The organism is Rhizobium sp. PAMB 3182 (genome assembly GCF_052908355.1).
In genome coordinates this window covers 1,122,249-1,141,328 of sequence record NZ_CM128607.1, presented here as the reverse complement: position 1 = coordinate 1,141,328, position 19,080 = coordinate 1,122,249, and the positions used below count along the sequence as shown (strand labels likewise).

Sequence of the window (19,080 nt, the reverse complement as noted above, 5' to 3'; positions counted from 1 at the left end):
ACGTGGCAATGGCGAAACCGGAACTGACAATCAGGCTGTGCGGGCCGCGCGGCTTCTGCGCCGGCGTCGACCGGGCGATCCAGATCGTCGTTCTGGCATTGAAGTCCTACGGTGCCCCCGTCTATGTCCGCCACGAGATCGTCCATAACCGCTACGTGGTCGAGGGGCTGGAGGCCAAGGGCGCGATCTTCGTCGAGGAGCTCGATGAGATCCCTGCCGAACACCGCGAGCAGCCGGTGGTCTTCTCCGCACATGGCGTGCCGAAGTCGGTACCCGCCGATGCGGAAGCCCGCAACCTCTTCTACCTCGACGCCACATGCCCGCTCGTCTCCAAGGTCCACAAGCAGGCGATGCGTCACCAGCGGCTCGGCCGTCATGTCGTCCTGATCGGCCATGCCGGCCATCCGGAGGTCATAGGTACCATGGGGCAGTTGCCGCAAGGCTCCGTGTCTCTGATCGAGACCGTCGAGGATGCCGAGGCCTACCAGCCGACCGATCCCGACAATCTCGGCTATGTCACCCAGACGACGCTTTCGGTCGATGATACCGCAGGCGTCATCGCCAAGCTCGCCGAGCGCTTCCCGAACCTGACGGCGCCTGCCGCCGATTCGATCTGCTACGCGACCACGAACCGCCAGGAAGCGGTCAAGGAAGCCGCACCAGGCTGCGATCTCTTCATCGTCGTCGGCGCGCCGAACTCGTCGAACTCCAAGCGCCTCGTCGAGGTCGCGTTGAAGGCCGGTGCAACGCGCTCGATTCTCGTCCAGCGTGCCTCCGAGATCGACTGGAATGATATCGGCGACATCCGCACCGTCGGACTGTCTGCGGGCGCGTCCGCGCCGGAGGTGATCGTCAACGAAATCATCGAAGCCTTCCGCGAACGCTTCGACGCCAAGGTCGACCTTGCGATCACGGCGGAGGAAAACGAGCATTTCCTCGTCAACCGCGAACTGCGCGAGATCGAACTCACGCACGCGGACATGGCCTGGGTGAACGGCTGAGCCGTCAGGCGATGTTCATCTCGCCCGCAGGCATGTCGGGTTCCCCGAGATATGCGAGAGCATCCATCTTCCGCATGGGGCGTCCGTAGAGATAACCTTGTCCCTCCTGACAGCCGATTTCGCGCAGAAGGTCCTCCTGCTCCATGGTCTCGATCCCTTCGGCCACGGTACGCAATCCCATCTCGCGGCTCATCGCCACCAGCGCTCGGGTGATTGCCGCGCCGGACGAGCGGCTGCGGATATCGCGGATGAAGCCGCGGTCGATCTTCAGCGTGGTCAGCGGGTAGCGCTGCAAGGAACTCAAGGACGCAAAGCCAGTTCCGAAATCGTCGAAGGCGACGCCGACGCCGATATCGCGAATCGCCTTCAATGTCTGAAGGCTGGCCTCTTCGTCATTGAGCGCGATTTCCTCTGTAACTTCGAGTTCTAGGCACTCCGGCGCCAGCTGATGACGCTCCAGCGCTTCCGTGACCCGTTCGCACAGGTGGGGTGAGCGGAACTGCTGGGCGAAGAGATTGACGGCGACCCGGAAGCGCCCGCTTCCGCCGTTGATCTGCGATGCCGTCTGGCAGGCCTCATCAATCGTCCACCAGCCGATTTCGGAGGCGAGCGAGCTTTGCTCAAGCGAGGGCAGGAACACGCCCGGCAGCAACAGACCTTTCTCCGGATGGTTCCAGCGAATGAGGGACTCGAAGCCGACGATGTCCCGCGTTGCGAGATCCACTTGCGGCTGGATGTAGAGCTCGAATTCCGAATTCTGCAGGGCGCGGCGCAGCAGGTCGCGCATGTCGCGTTTCGCCTGGCTCTCGCTGCGCATTGTCGGTTCGAAGAAGCGATAGGAGCGGCCGCCGGAAGCCTTGGCGCGGTAGAGCGCGAAGTCGGCGGACGCCAGCAGCTCCTCGGCGTCGCGCCCGTGTGCCGGGGCCAGGGCAACGCCGAGGCTTGCGCCCACTTCCAACTCAAGTCCGCCGAGGCTGAAGGGCTTCTTGAATGCCGAGATGATCCTGGATGCCTCCAGCTGCACGATCCGCGGATCGGCGGTCTCCTTCAGCAGGACCGCGAATTCGTCACCGCCCAACCTGCCGATGTAGGCTTTGTCGCCAAGCAGATAGGGAAGCCGGACGCCGACCGCCTGCAGCAGGCTGTCGCCCATCATGTGGCCATGGGTGTCGTTGACGTCCTTGAAGCCATCAAGGTCCATGAGGATCAGAGAGCAGGACTGGCCGCGCAAGAGCTTCTCGCTCAGAAGGCTCATGAACTCATGACGGTTCTGCAGGCCCGTCAGGGTGTCATGCGAAGCAAGCCGCATCAGCCGCGCATCCCGCTCGCGACGTTCGGAAATGTCCCGTATCGTTGCCCCGGCCCAGAACTCTCCGTCGTCGTTCCATATTGCGAGGGTAATCTCGATCGGCAACTCGCTGCCGTCGCGCTTGAGGGCCGACACCTCGACCGCCTTGCCGACCAGGCCAGGCTTGGACCCTGCCGCGACATTCGACATCCCTGCGGTATGTGCACCCCGCATGCGTTCTGGAATGATGACTGTAATGGGCTTGCCGACGATTTCGTCCGCGTCATAGCCGAACATGTCGCAGAAGGCCGGATTGGCGAAGCGGATAATGCCGGACCGATCCGCCACGATCAGGGCAAGATGCATCGCCCTAGCGAAGTGATCTGCCAGTTGCCGCCCCTCTGCATACATCATCAGTTCACATCCAGTCCTCTATACACCACTCCAGAATAAGGAATGAACATTAGAGAAAGGTAAAGTTGCAGAGGGAGATGAAGGCGGCTGCGGGCATGCCGAGGGATGAGCACCTGGAGCAACATGATCGTCGACCGAGCATTGCCCCATATGCCATTTCCTGTGCCCCGTGTCGTTTCGGGACTGGAACCAGCCTTCCACCCGATATATGGCTGCATCCATTCAAGATGCGGGACGAAAGCTGTGGCAGTCTATACGGATATCAACGAACACGAGCTCAAGGATTTTCTTGCCGCCTATGATGTCGGCGAACTGCTCTCCTATAAGGGCATTGCCGAGGGCGTCGAGAATTCCAACTTCCTGCTGCACACCTCGAAGGACCCGTTGATCCTGACGCTCTATGAGAAGCGCGTCGATCGCAACGACCTGCCGTTCTTCCTGGGGCTGATGCATCATCTCTATGAGCGCGGGCTCAATTGCCCGCTGCCGCTGCCGCGCAAGGATGGCGAGCTGCTGGGAGAACTCTCCGGCCGTCCGGCTGCGCTGATTTCCTTCCTCGAAGGCATGTGGCTTCGCAAGCCCGAGGCGCGCCATTGCCGCGAAGTGGGCCGGGCGCTGGCTGAAATGCATGTCGCTGGCGACGGCTTCGAGATCCGCCGCGAGAACGCGCTGTCGCTCTCCGGCTGGCGTCCGCTTTGGGAGAAGTCGGCCGCGCGCGCCGACGAGGTGGAAGAGGGGCTTGGCGCGGAAATCCCGGCCGAACTCGCCGACCTCGAGGCCAATTGGCCGACCGACCTGCCGACCGGCGTCATCCATGCCGATCTTTTCCAGGACAATGTCTTCTTCCTGGGCGACCGGCTTTCCGGCCTGATCGACTTCTATTTCGCCTGCAACGACCTGCTCGTCTATGACGTCGCCATCTGCCTCAATGCCTGGTGCTTCGAAAAGGACGGCGCGTTCAACGTCACCAAGGGCATGGCGCTGCTGCAGGGCTATGAGAGCGTGCGGCCGCTCTCCGAGGCGGAGGCCGCGGCCCTGCCGATCCTCGCCCGCGGCTCGGCGCTGCGCTTCTTCCTCACCCGGCTCTACGACTGGCTGACGACGCCGGCCGGCGCTCTGGTCGTCAAGAAAGATCCACTCGAATATCTGAAGAAGCTGCGCTTCCACCGCCAGATACGCAATGCCGCTGAATACGGACTGACACGCTGATGAAACATGTCGATATCTTCACCGACGGCGCCTGCTCGGGCAATCCGGGCCCGGGCGGCTGGGGTGCCATACTGCGCTACGGCGAAACCGAAAAGGAACTGTCGGGCGGCGAGGCGGAGACGACCAACAACCGCATGGAGCTCCTGGCGGCGATCTCGGCACTGACGGCGCTGAAGAGCGCCTGCGAGGTCGATCTTTACACCGACAGCAAATACGTCATGGACGGGATTTCCAAGTGGATCTTCGGCTGGAAGAAGAACGGCTGGAAGACGGCCGACAAGAAGCCGGTCAAGAATGGCGAGCTCTGGCAGCAACTCGACGCCGCAAACCAGCGCCACAAGGTCAAGTGGCACTGGGTCAAGGGCCATGCCGGCCATCCGGAAAACGAACGCGCCGACGAACTTGCCCGCATGGGCATGGAGCCCTTCAAGCGTCGGTGAAATGACTGGCCGACTTCAGCCGGCCGCTCTTACCTCTACCACATTGTCCCCGTCCGCGAGCACGCTTTGCAGCCGCGCGACCTGTCTGTCGATCACCTGGGCGCGCGCGGCGTCGTCCTCCCGAATCTTGTTCATCGGGGCGGGGCGGCCCAGCAGATACCCTTGCGCGGCGTCGCAGCCTTCGTGGTTGAGGATGTCCAGCTGGTTCCTGGTCTCGACGCCTTCGGCCAGGATCGGAATGTCCAGGCTTTTGCCCAGCGCCAGGACGGCGCGGATGATCGCGCGCGCCTGCTGGTCGCTTTCGATTTCGCTCATGAAGGAGCGGTCGAGCTTGATCTTGTCGAAGGGAAACGCCCGCAGGGTTTCGAGTGACGAATAACCGGTGCCGAAGTCGTCGAGCGCGATTGTCACGCCAAGCGCTTTGATTTCCTTCAGCATATCCAGCGTGCGCTGGCGGTCCTGCACGATGGTGGTCTCCGTCAGTTCCAGTTCCAGCCGTTCGGCGGGAAGACCTGTCCTTTGCAGAATGCCTGCGACGGTTGCCGGCAGTTTGCGGTCGGCAAACTGCAATGGCGACAGGTTGACGGCGATCTTGGCCGCCGCTGGCCATGTAACCGCCTGCTGGCATGCCGTCAGGAGCACCCATTCGCCAATGGCGAGAATCATGCCGCTCTCTTCCGCAATGGGGATGAATTCGCTGGGGGGCACGTAGCCGCGCACAGGGTGTTTCCAGCGAAGCAGGGCTTCGTAACCCCGCACGGCACCGGTGGAGACCGAGGTCTGCACCTGATAGAAGACTTCGAATTGCTCCAACTCTATGGCCTGGCGGAGGTTGGCCATCAGCTCCTTGCGGCTACGCACGGCCTCATCCATGGACGCGTCGTAGAAGCAGATGGAGCGTGTGATGTCGGACTTGGCCCGGCGCATCGCGAGGTCGGCATTGTTGACAAGATCCTGGCTGCTGTCGCCGTCCGCCGGGTAAAACGCCGCTCCAAGGCTGACATTGACCGATACATCGGTTCCGCCCTGCAATCGCACCGGCTTGCAGATTTCCGCCTTGATCTGCGCCATGAAATCATAGGCGAGCTTCTGGTTGTCGAGCCGCCCGATGGCAGCAAACTCGTCGCCGCCCAGGCGCGCGACAAAGTGGTCTTCATCGACAAATCTCTTCAGCCGGTCGCCGAGCACGCAAAGCAGTTGATCGCCTGCGCCATGTCCACGGATGTCGTTGATTTCCTTGAACCGGTCCAAGTCGAATGTGATCAGAACGAATCGCGAGCCTTCATCCTGGGCACGGCTCAACTCCATCTCCAGATGGTCACTGAAGTTCTGCCTGTTGGCGAGGCCAGTGAGGCTGTCGTAATGGGCAAGATGATTGATCCTGCGAAAGGATTCCCGGCGGTTTCGGTCGTCCAGGACGAAGGTGGTGAGGCCGGTGCCGACGATCGCGAAGACGGCCAGCGCGACGGCGAAGGCCATGGCGACCAGTGTGCCGCCTTGCGCGGTGGGAGCGCGCAGCACCATCGGGGTGACTTCCAGCGCGGTCATGCCGGTAAAGTGCAGCGCGACGATCGCGACGACGAAAAGGCCCGTCGCGACGACGGTCTTCCGGTTTAGTGTCTCGGAGTTTGCAGCAAGGAAGGCCAGGGGCGAGATGGTGATCGCGAGCACGATGGACGCAACCACGTAGTTGGTGTTCCAGGCAAGCAGGCCATCGATGCGGTAGCCCATCATGCCCGTATAGTGCATGGCGACGATTGCGCCGCCGCAGAGTACCCCGCCTGCGACCGAAGCCAGGGGCGACTTGAGGGACGCGACCGTCAGGCCGATGAACATGCCACAGATGGCCACGAGCAGAGAGACGATCGTCAGCACCGGCTCGAAGAAGACCGGACCGCCGCTCTTGTAGGCGAGCATTGCGATGAAATGGGTGGACCAGATCGAGGACCCTGCCGCCATCGAGGCGAGGAACTGCCATCCGAGCTTCAGGAGGCCGCTGTCATCCGATCCGCGCAGGAAGAGGCGAAAGGTGATGAAGCTACCGAAGGCGCAGATCACGGCCGCAAGACCGACGAGCCAGAGATTGTGTTGGCCCGTAATGCAACTGATGACGCTCAAGATTGTATTCCCCGAAGTGTGGCGTGCCGACTTTCGAGCGGAATACGTTGATTTTGTTTGAATAGTTCTGGTGGCAGGCGAGGCCGTATGCCGTTCCCGGAGATAATTCGGATGCCATAGTTAATAGTGTGCGCACAGGCTCATCCGGTGCCTGTGCGCGTCTGTCCGTTGCAACCGGGGCTGAGCCTCAGAGCTGTTCGAGGATGGCGGCAGCACCCGAGGTGACCGCCTGGCCGGGCTGCTCCTCGACGTTCAGCTTCTGGACGACGCCGTCGTCGACGATCATCGAGTAGCGCTTGGAGCGTACACCGAGGCCGCCAGCCGAAAGGTCCATGTCGAGGCCGAGCGCCTTCGTGTAGGACGCGTCGAAATCGGCGAGGAAGCGGATCTTCCCGGCGCCGCCGGTCTTGTCCGCCCAGGCGTTCATGACGTGCCAGTCGTTGACGGAAACCACCATGATGTCGTCGATGCCCTTGGAGAGGATCGCGTCGCGGTTTTCGAGGAAGCCCGGCAGATGGTTGAGCGAGCAGGTCGGGGTGAATGCGCCGGGAACGGCGAAGAGGACGACCTTCTTGCCGGCAAACAGCTCATCCGTGGAAAGCTTGGCCGGGCCGTCGGGGGTCTTTTCCATAAGGGTAGCGGCGGGCAGCTTCTCGCCTTCGGCAATCGACATGTGTAACTCCTGAAATGTGGGCCTGTTCTCCGTAGGGCACGGGAACCGGTTGGAAATATATGGGCTGTCTACGGGAAGGCAAGCGATGTATCGATGGCGCGGTCGCCGGACTTGACGAGCACGCGCCATTGGCTGCCCTTGAAGTCGTATCCGTCGGGCAGGTAGTCGAGGTTCAGGTCGCCTGAATAGGTGTTGCCGTCGTGGTGGCCGTTGCGGACGTCGGCAAAGACGTAGCCGGCGGGCCCGGTCGCGATGATCTCCGGGGCGTCCGTCGTCGCGGCAGGCAAGGTGATGCTGAGGTGCAGCGACTTGCCGTCGGCCGACAGCGCATGGCTCTTGATGTCGAAGTCGGGACCAGGTGCGCCCGGCATCTTCGCGTCGGCCTCCCGAATGATGGCTTCCGCGTCCGACGTGTCATCGCCCGACGCCGGGATTGTGACCGGGAATTCCGACTGGAACGGCACGCAGATTTCGCGGCAGACCCCGATGAAGGCGCTGAGGTTGATGGTGCCCTTCTCTCCGTTGAGCGCGATCTTGAAGGGCAGGGTCACCGGCGTGTCATAGGCGATGTCGTCGATGTCTCCCAGCTTGATGTGCTTGGGTACGGGAAAATCAATGCCTGTGACTTCCGCCTTGCTGCCTGCCGCCGGCGTGATCTGCGGAGGAATGCCGCTGCCGCCGGGCTCCCGCCAGTAGGTTATCCATCCTGGATTGAGGTCGACCTGCAGTGCGGCCTGGGCGATGCCCTTGTCGTCGGGGGCAAGGGTGACGATCCGCATGCGGCCGCCTTCGCTGGTTGCCCATTCGGTTTCAGCGGCCTGCGCCTTTGCACCCGCCGATAGAGAAATGGCGAGAAGGCAAGCAAGAAGAGCGGGTTGCTGTAGGAAGCGCTTGATTTTCATACGTTGAGATCTAGTTGGACAAGAAGCGATTTTCCAGTCACGCTTTCCTGATCGTCTTCATTTCCGGTTGATTGATACGTGACATTGGCCCATCCTGTCTGTGGTCAACTCAAATCCGATACCGTCATTTCCCCGCCCCGAGGACAATGGCGCGAGTGAGGAGGATGCATGACTATTTCGGCGCTGAGCAGTGACCGCGAACGCGGTTTCCTCGATGGGCAGTTTCTGATCGCCATGCCCGGCATGGCTGATACGAACTTCGCCCGGTCGGTGGTCTACATCTGCGCCCATTCGCCCGCGGGCGCCATGGGCTTCATCATCAATCGGACCCAGGACCTGGCCTTTCCCGATATTCTCGCCCATCTCAACATCATGGACGAGACTGCGCGCCTGATGCTGCCCAAGCCCGTGCGAGATCTGCCGATCCATACAGGCGGCCCCGTCGAGACGGGCAGGGGGTTCGTGCTCCACTCCGACGACTTTTCCTGCGGATCGAGCATCCCGATCAGTGACGAGATCTCGCTGACGGCCACCCTCGACATCATCCGGGCGATCAGCCAGGGCGAGGGGCCGAAGCGGGCGGCCCTGCTGCTCGGCTATGCCGGGTGGTCGCCGGGCCAGCTCGAAGACGAGATCGCCAACAATGGCTGGCTCAATTGCCCGGCCTGCGAGGAGCTGATCTTCGACGCCAATTTCGACACGAAATACGAGCGCGCGCTGGCGCTGATGGGCGTCAATCCGGTTGCGCTTTCCCGCGAGGCCGGCCACGCCTGAGGCGCGGCGTCTCGAAGGCTCAGGAGAAATTCGGTTCCTTGTTGATGCCGCGGCGGCGCTCCGTGACGAACCGTTCCTTCAGAAGCTTCAGCACCGAATCGGATCCGATCGGCGGTCCGAAGATGTTGGCCTGGCCCAGCTGGCAGCCGAGTTCTGCAAGATGGATCGCCTGTTCCTCGTCCTGAACACCTTCGGCGACCACCGTCATTCCGAGTTCCTGCGCCATGGCGAGCACGGATTTCAGCAGCACTTCGTGCTTGGTCGTGTTGCCGGCAATCAGCGTACGGTCGATCTTCAGCGTGTCGAAGGGCAGGTCCATCAGGTAGGACAGCGATGAGTATCCGGTGCCGAAATCGTCGATCGCGAGGCTGAGGCCCAGCGCTTTCAGCTTGTCGAAGATGATCCGCGACTGTTCCGGATTTTCGAGCATCGTCGATTCCGTCAGCTCGAGCTTGATGCGCGACGGCTCGCAATGCGTCTTGGCGAGCAGGTTGCGGACGTCGTTGAAGAAGGTGTTGCCGATCAGCTGGGAGCTCGACAGGTTGATCGACATGAAGATCGGCAGCTTCGTGGTCCGCGATTCCCAGTCCATCAGGTCGGTCGTCGCCCGTTGCAGGGCAAACAGGCCGAGCTGTTCGATCAGGCCTGTCTTCTCGGCGAGCTGGATGAATTCCGACGGCGGCACCTTGCCGCGCTTGGGGTGATCCCAGCGCATCAGCGCCTCGAATCCGGCGATCTCGCCATCTTCCAGCCGGACGATCGGCTGATAGACCAGCGAAAGCTCCTTGCGCTCGAGCGCACGCTTCAGGTCGGCGTCGGTCAGGCGGCGGTCGTAATTGGCGTTGCGGAAGGCCGGACGGAACGGCTCGACGCGATTGCCGCCGGCGCGCTTGGCGCGATACATGGCGAGCTCGGCGTCGTTCAAGAGATCGTTTGCGCTTTCCTTCTGGTCGGTCCACGAGACGAGGCCGATCGAGGCGTTCAGGTTGATGTCGTTGCCGGAGAAGCCAATCGGCGCGCTGATCGCGTGGCTGAGTCGCTCGGCGAACTCGGCGATCTTGGCCGGGTCGCGCTGTGACAGCAGAATGAGGCCGAACATGTCGCCGGAAATGCGCGCCAGGGTGTCCTGCGGATGCAGGAGCCGGCGCAGGCGGCGCGTGAGCGCGATCAGCACATTGTCGCCGGCGGCGATGCCGAGCTTCTCGTTGACCAGCGCGTAACGGTCGATGTCGATGACGATGACCGTCGGCTGTACGGTCGAATTCGGCGCGGCAAGCGTCAGCGCGGTTTCCAGCCGGTCGAGGAAGATCTTGCGGTTCGGAAGACCGGTCAGATTGTCGAACAGCGGATCGTTGAGCAGACGCTCCATCGAGTTGCGCTGTTCGGTAATGTCCTCGGCGGTACCGACGCAGCGGATGATCTCGCCATTGGCGCCGAGCACGGGCCGGGCGCGGATCTGCAGCCAGTGATAATGGCCGTCCTCGGCACGGATGCGGAATTCATGGCTGAGACGCCCGCGCCTGTGTTCGACCAAAACGTCGAGCGAGGCCCGGAAACGGTCTCGGTCTTCCGCGTGTAGTCGCGGTAGCCAGTTTCTGACCGGTCCATGCATCGCGCCGGGCGCCAGGCCCAGCTTGTCGGAAATGTCGGGGATGGTGGTCACCCGGTCGCGCGCGACATCCCAGTCCCACACGGTGTCGCCGCCGCCGATCAGCGCCAGCGCCTGCCGCTCGAGATCGGAGAACAGTCCCAGCTGGTAGGCGCCGCCGGAAAACGCGTGCAGCATGACGGTAAAGGCGATCAGCAGCACGAACAGCACGAGGCCGCCGCCGAGCGCCGACTGGATGATGTCGTTGTTCAATCGGCCGGTGACGGTCAGCCAGCCGCCGGCAAGCCAGACCAGAATGACCGCCCAGGCGGGCACCAGAAGGATGGCGCGGTCGAACCGGTTGAAGCCGAGATAGATGATCAGCCCGGTGCCGGCGACCGCCGTCAGCGCGAAGGAGAAGCGGGCGATACCGGCTGCCACCGACGGATCGTAGATCGCGACGCCGAACAGCAGCACGAGGCCAAGGATCCAGGCGAAGGTCGCATGCGCCAGGTGGATGTGCCAGCGGTTGAGGTTCAGATAGGTGAACAGGAAGATGACGAGGCTCGACGCGAGCGCCACCTCCGCACAGGCGCGCCATATTCGCTGGTCGGAGGCGGTGATGCTGATCAGCTTTTCCAGGAAGCCGAAGTCGACGCAGATATAGGCGAGCACCGCCCAGCCGAGCGTCGCCGTCGCCGGCAGCATGGACGTGCCCTTGACGACGAAGAGAATGGTCAGGAACACCGCCAGAAGGCCTGCAATGCCGAGCATGATGCCGCGATAGAGCGTGAAGGCGTTGACCGTGTCCTTGTAGGCGTCCGGCTCCCACAGATAGAGCTGCGGCAGTTCCGGCGAGGTGAGTTCGGCCACGAAGGTGATGACGGCGCCCGGATCGAGCGTGATGCGGAAGACGTCGGCTTCCGTGCTCTGCTGCCGGTCCAGCGCAAAGCCTTCGCTCGGCGTGATCGAGATGATTCGCTGCGAGCCGAGGTCCGGCCAGAACAGGCCGGAATTGACCAGCCGGAAATGCGGCGCGACGATCAGCCGGTCGAGCTGCTCGTCGGAGACGTTGGCGAGCGCGAAGACGGCCCAGTCGCCGTGATGGTCAGGCGAGGAGGACCGCACCTCGATGCGCCTGCGGATGCCGTCGGCACCGGCCGCGGTCGATACCTGGAAGGCTTCGCCCTGGTCGGAATAGATCTCGGTCGTCGCGGTCAGGTCGAGCGCGGTGTCGTCGCGTGAAATCTTGACGGGCTCGGCGGCAAGCGCCGGAAGGCTTGCGGCCGCAATGATGATTGCCATCAACGCGGCCATCAGGGCGGCCGGGCTGAAACCGCCGGGCATCGATGCTTTGATTGCGCGCATCATGATGTCGACATCGCCTCTGCGGTGCGCCGATCGCTTTCCAGCAGCGAGAACATCACGTGGTCCTGCCACCGGCCATTGATTTTCAGATAAGCGCGCAAGAGGCCTTCCCGTTTGAAGCCGGACTTTTCAAGCAGCCGGATGCTACGTTGATTTTCCGGAATACATGCCGCCTCAATTCGGTGCAACCGCAGCTCGGAAAAGATATATTGAATAACCATACCAAGTGCGGCGAACATATGTCCTTGCCCCGCATGCTTCTCGCCCATCCAGTATCCGATCATGCAGTTTTGCGCGACGCCGCGCCGGATCAACCCGATCGTGATACCACCGAGCAATGCCATATCACTTTTCCGGAAGATGAATAAAGCGATAGCTTGTCCGTTGGTAAATTCGGCCATGTTGCGGTCGACCCGCGAGTGGAAGGACCGTTCCGTGAAGTCGGCATTGTTCCAGGCCGGCTCCCACGGCTCGAGGAAATTCCGGCTGATGGTCCTCAGTGCCGCCCATTGGCCAAAATCCTTCCGCTCCGGCAGGCGGAGCAGGTAGGTATCGTTCTCGACCAGTGGCCGTCGTTCCGGTCGCAGGATCGATCGGACGAATGCCGAAACCTTGGTGCTCCCCGGCGTACCCACCGGCGTAGGCGGCCTAGCCGACTGCCCCGGCTGAAACCGGAGCCGAGGTGGATAGTGAGGCCGCGATCTCGTCGAGCGATGCGAGGCTGGTGAGCTGGCCGACCGCCGAAAGCGTCGGAACCGTATCGAAGAACAGCCGCCCGGCGAGATCGGTCAGCCGGTCGGTGGTGATGTTCGACAGCCGGTCCATCAGCTCCTGATTGGTGATCAGGTGGCCATAGAGCATCATCTGCCGGGCCATCTGGCCGGCGCGGGCGGCGGGACTTTCCTGTCCCATCAGCAGCTGCGCGCGGATCTGCGCCCGGGCGCGTTCGATTTCCTTCTGGTCGACCGATTCCGCTATCCGGCGCAGTTCCTGGAGGATCAGCGGCACGAGCTGCGGAAGCTGCTCGTCGCCGGTCGCGGCATGGATGCCGAAGATGCCGGTGTCGGAAAAGCCCCAGTGGAACGAATAGATCGAGTAGCAGAGACCGTGGTGCTCGCGCACTTCCTGGAAGAGCCGCGACGACATGCCGCCGCCGAGCACGTTGGCCAGAATCTGTGAACAGTAGAAGTCGCGCACATGATAGGCGCGGCCCTCGAAGCCGAGCAGTACCTGCGAGTCCATCAGCTTGCGCGTCTCGCGCACCTCGCCGCCGCTGTAGATGGCCTTGGCCATCTGCGGGGTGGAGGAGGGCTTCTGCGGCAGGCCGGCAAAACGCTCTTCGACCTGGCGGACGAACGCCTCATGATCAACCGCGCCGGCGGCGACGACGAACATACGGTCCGTCGTGTAATTGCGCGACAGATACTCCCGGATGTCGGCCGGGGTGAATGACATTACCGTATCCGGCGTGCCGAGGATCGAGCGGCCGATCGTCTGGTCGCGATAGGCGGCGGCGGAAAACTTGTCGAACACGACGTCGTCCGGCATGTCGTCGGCAGCGCCGAGTTCCTGCAGGATGACGTTCTTTTCGCGGGCGAGCTCGTCTTCGTCGAACACGGAATCGGTCAGGATATCGGCGAGGATATCGACAGCCAGCGGCACATGGTCCTTCAGGACACGGGCATAATAGGACGTGGTCTCGGTCGAGGTGGCGGCATTGACCTCTCCGCCGACGTCCTCGATCTGCTCGGCGATCTGGCGCGCAGAACGGCTGCGCGTGCCCTTGAACGCCATGTGCTCAAGTAGGTGGGCTATGCCGTGCTCGTGTTCCAGTTCATTGCGGGAACCCGACTTGATCCAGACACCGAGCGCAACACTTTCCAGATGCGGCATTTTCTCGGTGACGACGGTAAGACCCGACGCAAGGCGGGTGCACTCAACTTTCATACTTCGCTCTTTCTGCGCCTCAGTCCTTTGCCCTGGCCCGTTTCTCAATAAAGGTCTGGAGGCCTTTAAGGTCGGCGGCAAGAATTTCGAAGCGCTCCTCCCTGTCCATCAGATCAGCAAGCCACGCCGGTAGCGCCGGGTCAAGCCCGCAGGCGGATTTAACGGCCGCGGGGAATTTGGCGGGATGCGCCGTGGACAGCGTGACCATGGGACTATTGGACTTTTCATGCTTTTTTGCAACATGCATGCCGACGGCGGTGTGCGGATCGGCGAGATAGCCCGTCTCGGACAGCGTGTCGCGGATGGTCTTGGCGACCTGCGCCTTGGTCGCCTTGCCCGCCCGGAATTCCTTGCGGATCGCCTTGAGAGCGGATGGCGCGATCTCGAAGGCGCCGGACTGTTTCAGCCCGTTCATCGCCGAACGCACGTCGGCGGCGTTGCGGTCATAGGCTTCAAACAGCAGGCGCTCGAAGTTCGAGGAAATCTGGATATCCATCGACGGCGAGGTCGTTGCCGACACCGAACGCATCTCGTAGCGGCCGGTCTTCAGCGTCCGCGCCAGGATGTCGTTCTCGTTGGTCGCGACCACCAGCTTGTCGATCGGCAGGCCCATGCGCTTGGCGACGTAGCCGGCGAAGATGTCGCCGAAATTGCCGGTCGGAACGGTGAAGGAGATCTTCCGGTCCGGCCCGCCGAGCGAAATCGCGGTGGTGAAATAGTAGACCACCTGCGCCATGATCCGGCCCCAGTTGATCGAGTTGACGCCGGAGAGCTTCACCGACTTGCGGAATTTTGCGTCATTGAAGAGCGCTTTGACGAGGTTCTGGCAGTCGTCGAAATTGCCCTCGATGGCGATCGCGTGGACGTTGGAGGCCGTCGAGGTCGTCATCTGGCGCTGCTGCACCGGCGAGACCTTGCCGTGCGGGAACAGGATGAAGATGTCGGTGCGGTCACGGCCGGCAAAGGCGTCGATGGCCGCGCCGCCGGTATCGCCCGAGGTGGCGCCGACAATGGTCGCGCGCTCGCCGCGAAGGCCCATGACGTGGTCCATCAGCCGTGCCAGCAGCTGCATCGCCACGTCCTTGAAGGCAAGCGTGGTGCCGTGGAAAAGCTCAAGGATGAAGGCGTTCGAACCGGTCTGCACGATCGGCGTGACGGCGGGATGGCGGAAGGTCGCATAGGCCTCGTCGATCATCGCCTTGAGGTCGGCATCCGGGATTTCACCATCGACGAAACGCGAGGTCACCGCAAAGGCGATTTCCTGGTAGGTCTTGCCGCGAAGCGCCTTGATCTCCTTCTTGGTGAACGTCGGCCAGCTTTCCGGTACATAAAGGCCGCCGTCGCTGGCCAGTCCGGCCATCAGGGCATCGCAGAAACCGAGCGAAGGGGCTTCGCCCCGGGTCGAGATGTACTTCACGTGTCACCAATCCTGACTTTGACCGTGGGCGGCCCGCGGTCTTTAGCATTTGCATCGCCGCCTTGGTGCCAAGGACGCCGGCGGCCCTATCAATCCTCAGTTTTCCGGAGGAAAATCTGACGTAACGTAAGATACCTGATCGATTTTTTCTTGCGCGGCTGATATAGACCAGCCGGCATGGGCATGAAAAGGCCCAAATGACAGTTTGAAGCTGCGTTTTGAGCCCCAAGGGGCGTCATGTGTAAGACGAGCAGATGAAGGGGAGGGAAGTTCCGTGTTCAAGAATGTTTCGCGCGGATTGTTCTCGGTTGTGGCCTTTGCGGCGATCGCAGGGTGCAACTCCACGGATGTCAACGGTCTGAAGCCCTCCGGCGATCAGGCCCAGACGGCACAGCCGGCCGTCATTCAGGGGTCCTGCCCACAGGTCTATCTGCGGGACGGCACCGCCTCGCTCGACAAATATGCCAATGGCGGCAAGGACGATCCGTCGAAGATCGTCTACCAGGCCTCGATCGCTGCCACGACGCGCCAGTGCACGCTTGGCCAGAACAGCATGACGGTGACCGTCGTCGCCCAGGGACGCCTTGTCGGCGGACCGCTCGCCAAGCCCGGCAAGATCGTCCTTCCGATCCGCGTTGCCGCCTCCGATGGCGAGACGACGCTCTATTCGGAGCTGACGAAGTTCGAAGTCGAGCTTCCCTCGACGCTGACGACCCAGTTCATCTTCACCAAGACCGACGTGACCATTCCCGGCGGCGCCGGCAATCTCGCCAAGATTTACGTCGGCTTCGACGAAGGCCCGTACAACACCAAGTAAAGACGCCGGAAGCATCCGTTGGAGCGCATCGGCATAGTCGTCAATCCGAAGGCGGGCAGGGGCGCGGCGCGTCCGCTTGCCGAAAGGCTTGACGCATATTTTCGCGCCCGCGGGCGCGCGGTGGAGATCCGGGAAACGGAAGGTGTCAGCGATGCCGCCCGGCTTGCCCGCGCGTTTGCCGATGCCGGCGTCGATCTGATCGTGGCCGTCGGTGGCGATGGCACTGTCGGCGGTGCGGTCGATGGGCTGATGACCTCCGAAAATCCCGGCGTCGCCTTCTCTCTGGCTGCCGCCGGCACGGGGTGTGACTTTGCCCGCCAGTTTGCCATGCCGACGGACCCGGAAAGGCTCGCGGCCCACATTCTCGACGCCCCGGAGCGCAGGATCGATGTCGGGCGGATGACCTGCGTCAGCCCTCAGGGTGCGCTGTCGACAAGCCATTTCGTCAACGAGGCGACGGCCGGCATTTCAGGCGAGGTCGTGTGCTCGGTCAACGGCAGCGCGCTGCGGGCCATTCTCCCTGGCCGGCATCTCTTCACTCTGCATTCGGTGACCAACATTCTCGCCTGGCGCTCGAAGGATCTGCTGGTGTCCCTCGATGGCGGGGTGCCGGAACGCATGCGGGCGGATCTCGTCGCGGTCTGCAACGGCGCTTATTTCGGCGGCGGCATGCATGTCGCGCCCGAAGCGGAGCTTGCCGATGGCCTCTTCGATGTCGTGATCTTGACGACGGGAAGCCGGCTCAAGCTGGTTTCGCTGCTCGGGCAGATCCGCGCCGGTCGTCATCTGACCGATCCGGCTGTCCGGATCGTGCGCGCCGCAAGCGTACGTGTCGAACCGGCCGACGGTACATCGGCCGGCATTCCGACAGAGGCGGATGGCGAGGCGACCGGCGTCGTGCCGGTCGAATTCGGGATATTGCCTGCGGCGCTTACACTGAAGGTCTGAAGCTCAGACGAGACCGGCCCAGCCGACCAGCGCCTCGGCAACGCCGGGCAGGTCGCTCATCCGCGAGATCACCGTCTCGGCGCCTGCGTCCATCAGCCGGTCGGCATGCGACGGGAAGGTGTGCGAACCGCCGGTAAAGCCGATGACGCGCATGCCGGCGGCGCGGGCGCCGTGAATGCCGTGCACCGAATCCTCGATGACCAGCGTGTTTTCCGGCTTGGCGTCGAACTGCGATGCGCCGTGCAGGAAAATGTCCGGCTTCGGCTTCACGCGGTCGGCGCCGAGGTCCTTGGCGGAGAAGATATGGGGCGCGAACAGCGGCTTCAGGCCCGTCTTCGTCAGCATCATGTCGAGGCGATGGCTGCTGGAATTCGAGCAGATGCAGCGCGGACCGCTCAGCCGCATGATCGCCTGGCCGACGCCTTCGATTACGCGGACATCGCGGGCCAGCCGGTCGTCCAGCAGCTTCTCGGACTTGTCGAGCAGCGACGCGGAGAGCGGGATGCTGGCTTCGCTTTCGATGGCCAGAAGAATGTGCTTCCAGGTCATGCCGGAAAAGCGCTCGCCCATCTCCTCGACGCTGATCGGGTAGCCGGCCTCCGTCAGGAGCTTCGACTCCACCTGGGCCGCGATGATTTCGGAATCGACGAGCACGCCGTCGCAATCAAAAATGATGAGATCGAATCCGTTCATGGATAGGGGTCTTTCGAACGTCTTGGGAAGGGGCAGTCCGTATATGATCCCGGCTCGAAACGCAATCAATGACGGCGGGATGCATTTTGCCGTTTTCGGCACCGGCGACTTTTATTTTGCGATTTAGCTCGCCCCTTTCAGCATTTGGTAACCAAGATCAGTAACCCTAATGCTCAGTTAAGCGTGTCTCCTTTCGGTGTGCTTGGCTGTCCGTACCGAGTAAGCGTATCAGTGAGTATCAGATGGCATCAGTATTTCCGCTTGCCGAGCTGAAGCGTGCCGAAGGCACCAAGGCCTGGATCAACACCATCATCAAGGGTGACTGCGTGGCGGCCCTCGAGGCGCTTCCCGATCATTCGGTCGACGTCATTTTCGCCGATCCACCCTACAATCTCCAGCTTGGCGGTGCGCTGACCCGTCCCGATCAGTCGGCGGTCGACGCCTGCGACGATCACTGGGACCAGTTCGCCTCCTTCCAGGCCTATGACGCCTTCACCCGCGCCTGGCTGCTCGCCTGCCGCCGCGTCCTCAAACCGACCGGCACCATCTGGGTCATCGGCTCCTATCACAACATCTTCCGCGTCGGCGCGATGATGCAGGATCTCAACTTCTGGATCCTCAATGACATCGTCTGGCGCAAGACCAACCCGATGCCGAACTTCAAGGGCCGCCGTTTCCAGAACGCCCACGAGACGATGATCTGGGCCTCGCGCGACCAGAACGGCAAGGGCTACACCTTCAATTACGATGCGATGAAGGCCGCCAATGACGACGTGCAGATGCGCTCCGACTGGCTGTTCCCGATCTGCAACGGCGGCGAACGCCTGAAGGACGACGAGGGCAAGAAGGTGCATCCGACCCAGAAGCCGGAATCGCTCCTCGCTCGTGTCATCATGTCGTCGACCAAGCCCGGCGATATCATCCTCGATCCGTTCTTCGGCACCGGCACCACCGGCGCCGTCGCCAAGCGTCTCGGCCGCAACTTTGTCGGCATCGAGCGCGAGCAGGACTATATCGACGCCGCATCGGCCCGCATCGCCGCAGTCGAGCCGCTCGGCAAGGCCGAACTGACGGTCATGACCGGCAAGAAGGCCGAGGTCCGGGTCGCCTTCAACGTGCTGATCGAAAGCGGGCTGATCAAGCCCGGCCAGGTGCTGACCGACGCCCGCCGCCGCCATTCGGCGATCGTGCGCGCCGACGGCACATTGGCCGCCGGCGGCGAGGCCGGCTCCATCCACCGTCTCGGTGCGAAGGTTCAGGGCTTCGACGCCTGCAACGGCTGGACGTTCTGGCATTATGAGGATGGCGGCGAACTGAAGCCGATCGACGAGTTGCGCGCAATTGTCAGGCGGGAGCTTGCCGCCGCCGGCTGACAAGAGATTGCGACATAGGCTCTTTCCGGTTTTTGTACCTCCAGTTGCGGAAAGAGCTTTCTGATGATGCCCGGGGAAGGAGAAGGCCCCGGGCATCATTCTTTTGCCGA

At 62.5% G+C, this 19,080-nt stretch carries 16 protein-coding genes; 7 read left to right on the top strand and 9 right to left on the bottom strand.

All coding sequences use genetic code 11. From position 1 onward, the window contains the following. The first annotated feature begins 8 nt into the window (after nucleotides 1-8). Nucleotides 9-1,001 carry a 4-hydroxy-3-methylbut-2-enyl diphosphate reductase gene (ispH, locus tag ACU5AZ_RS05775; RefSeq protein ID WP_446825932.1) on the top strand — a complete coding sequence of 331 codons (993 nt, stop codon included), beginning with the start codon at nucleotides 9-11 and terminating at the stop codon, nucleotides 999-1,001. A gap of 4 nt (nucleotides 1,002-1,005) precedes the next feature. Here the strand turns inward: ispH and ACU5AZ_RS05770 are convergent, their stop codons facing one another. Further along, nucleotides 1,006-2,703 (bottom strand): putative bifunctional diguanylate cyclase/phosphodiesterase, encoded by a 1,698-nt coding sequence (locus ACU5AZ_RS05770; RefSeq protein WP_446825068.1) that lies wholly within the window; start codon nucleotides 2,701-2,703, stop codon nucleotides 1,006-1,008. A gap of 243 nt (nucleotides 2,704-2,946) precedes the next feature. Between ACU5AZ_RS05770 and ACU5AZ_RS05765 the strand changes: the two genes are divergently transcribed. Both ACU5AZ_RS05765 and rnhA read left to right on the top strand, forming a co-directional pair. After that, the gene (locus tag ACU5AZ_RS05765) at nucleotides 2,947-3,912 is read left to right on the top strand and encodes a homoserine kinase (RefSeq protein ID WP_446825067.1); all 966 of its coding nucleotides are present in this window, start codon (nucleotides 2,947-2,949) and stop codon (nucleotides 3,910-3,912) included. Then, nucleotides 3,912-4,352, top strand: coding sequence for a ribonuclease HI (rnhA, locus tag ACU5AZ_RS05760; RefSeq protein ID WP_446825066.1), 441 nt, complete (start codon nucleotides 3,912-3,914; stop codon nucleotides 4,350-4,352). Before ACU5AZ_RS05765 ends, rnhA begins: the two co-directional genes overlap by 1 nt. A gap of 15 nt (nucleotides 4,353-4,367) precedes the next feature. Here the strand turns inward: rnhA and ACU5AZ_RS05755 are convergent, their stop codons facing one another. From ACU5AZ_RS05755 to ACU5AZ_RS05745, 3 genes are all read right to left on the bottom strand, one after another. Further along, nucleotides 4,368-6,470, bottom strand: a complete 2,103-nt coding sequence (locus ACU5AZ_RS05755) for a putative bifunctional diguanylate cyclase/phosphodiesterase (protein ID WP_446825065.1) — start codon at nucleotides 6,468-6,470, stop codon at nucleotides 4,368-4,370. Between the two features lie 187 nt (nucleotides 6,471-6,657). After that, nucleotides 6,658-7,143 carry a redoxin family protein gene (locus ACU5AZ_RS05750; protein WP_446825064.1) on the bottom strand — a complete coding sequence of 162 codons (486 nt, stop codon included), beginning with the start codon at nucleotides 7,141-7,143 and terminating at the stop codon, nucleotides 6,658-6,660. A 68-nt stretch (nucleotides 7,144-7,211) separates the two neighbouring features. Then, nucleotides 7,212-7,922 (bottom strand): protein-disulfide reductase DsbD domain-containing protein, encoded by a 711-nt coding sequence (locus ACU5AZ_RS05745; protein ID WP_446825063.1) that lies wholly within the window; start codon nucleotides 7,920-7,922, stop codon nucleotides 7,212-7,214. Nucleotides 7,923-8,213: 291 nt separating this feature from the next. On the opposite strand from ACU5AZ_RS05745, the gene ACU5AZ_RS05740 reads away from it, so the two are divergent. Continuing rightward, nucleotides 8,214-8,819: a YqgE/AlgH family protein gene (locus ACU5AZ_RS05740; RefSeq protein ID WP_446825062.1), complete on the top strand. Its 606-nt coding sequence runs from the start codon at nucleotides 8,214-8,216 to the stop codon at nucleotides 8,817-8,819. Nucleotides 8,820-8,838: 19 nt separating this feature from the next. On the opposite strand, the gene ACU5AZ_RS05735 is transcribed toward ACU5AZ_RS05740, so the two are convergent. From ACU5AZ_RS05735 to thrC, 4 genes are read right to left on the bottom strand one after another with little or no spacing between them, the layout of a single operon-like run. Beyond that, complete coding sequence (locus ACU5AZ_RS05735) at nucleotides 8,839-11,778, bottom strand: EAL domain-containing protein (RefSeq protein WP_446825061.1); 2,940 nt, start codon at nucleotides 11,776-11,778, stop codon at nucleotides 8,839-8,841. Continuing rightward, the gene (locus tag ACU5AZ_RS05730; protein ID WP_446825931.1) at nucleotides 11,775-12,365 is read right to left on the bottom strand and encodes a GNAT family N-acetyltransferase; all 591 of its coding nucleotides are present in this window, start codon (nucleotides 12,363-12,365) and stop codon (nucleotides 11,775-11,777) included. Before ACU5AZ_RS05730 ends, ACU5AZ_RS05735 begins: the two co-directional genes overlap by 4 nt. Before the next feature lie 58 nt (nucleotides 12,366-12,423). Then, on the bottom strand, nucleotides 12,424-13,722 hold the full coding sequence (locus ACU5AZ_RS05725) for a M16 family metallopeptidase (protein ID WP_446825060.1): 1,299 nt from the start codon (nucleotides 13,720-13,722) through the stop codon (nucleotides 12,424-12,426). A 19-nt stretch (nucleotides 13,723-13,741) separates the two neighbouring features. Next, a complete protein-coding gene (thrC, locus tag ACU5AZ_RS05720; protein ID WP_446825059.1) occupies nucleotides 13,742-15,139 on the bottom strand; it encodes a threonine synthase in 1,398 nt (465 codons plus the stop codon). Nucleotides 15,140-15,413: 274 nt separating this feature from the next. Here thrC and ACU5AZ_RS05715 point away from each other — a divergent pair, with 274 nt between their 5' ends. Together ACU5AZ_RS05715 and ACU5AZ_RS05710 are read left to right on the top strand one after the other, a co-directional pair. Next, nucleotides 15,414-15,956: a hypothetical protein gene (locus ACU5AZ_RS05715; protein ID WP_446825058.1), complete on the top strand. Its 543-nt coding sequence runs from the start codon at nucleotides 15,414-15,416 to the stop codon at nucleotides 15,954-15,956. A gap of 18 nt (nucleotides 15,957-15,974) precedes the next feature. Then, nucleotides 15,975-16,904: a diacylglycerol/lipid kinase family protein gene (locus ACU5AZ_RS05710; protein WP_446825057.1), complete on the top strand. Its 930-nt coding sequence runs from the start codon at nucleotides 15,975-15,977 to the stop codon at nucleotides 16,902-16,904. A gap of 3 nt (nucleotides 16,905-16,907) precedes the next feature. Here ACU5AZ_RS05710 and ACU5AZ_RS05705 read toward each other — a convergent pair whose 3' ends face one another. Continuing rightward, nucleotides 16,908-17,597: an HAD family hydrolase gene (locus ACU5AZ_RS05705; RefSeq protein WP_446825056.1), complete on the bottom strand. Its 690-nt coding sequence runs from the start codon at nucleotides 17,595-17,597 to the stop codon at nucleotides 16,908-16,910. 242 nt (nucleotides 17,598-17,839) lie between these two features. Here ACU5AZ_RS05705 and ACU5AZ_RS05700 point away from each other — a divergent pair, with 242 nt between their 5' ends. Further along, nucleotides 17,840-18,970, top strand: coding sequence for a DNA methyltransferase (locus tag ACU5AZ_RS05700; RefSeq protein ID WP_446825055.1), 1,131 nt, complete (start codon nucleotides 17,840-17,842; stop codon nucleotides 18,968-18,970). The last annotated feature ends 110 nt before the right edge of the window (nucleotides 18,971-19,080 follow it).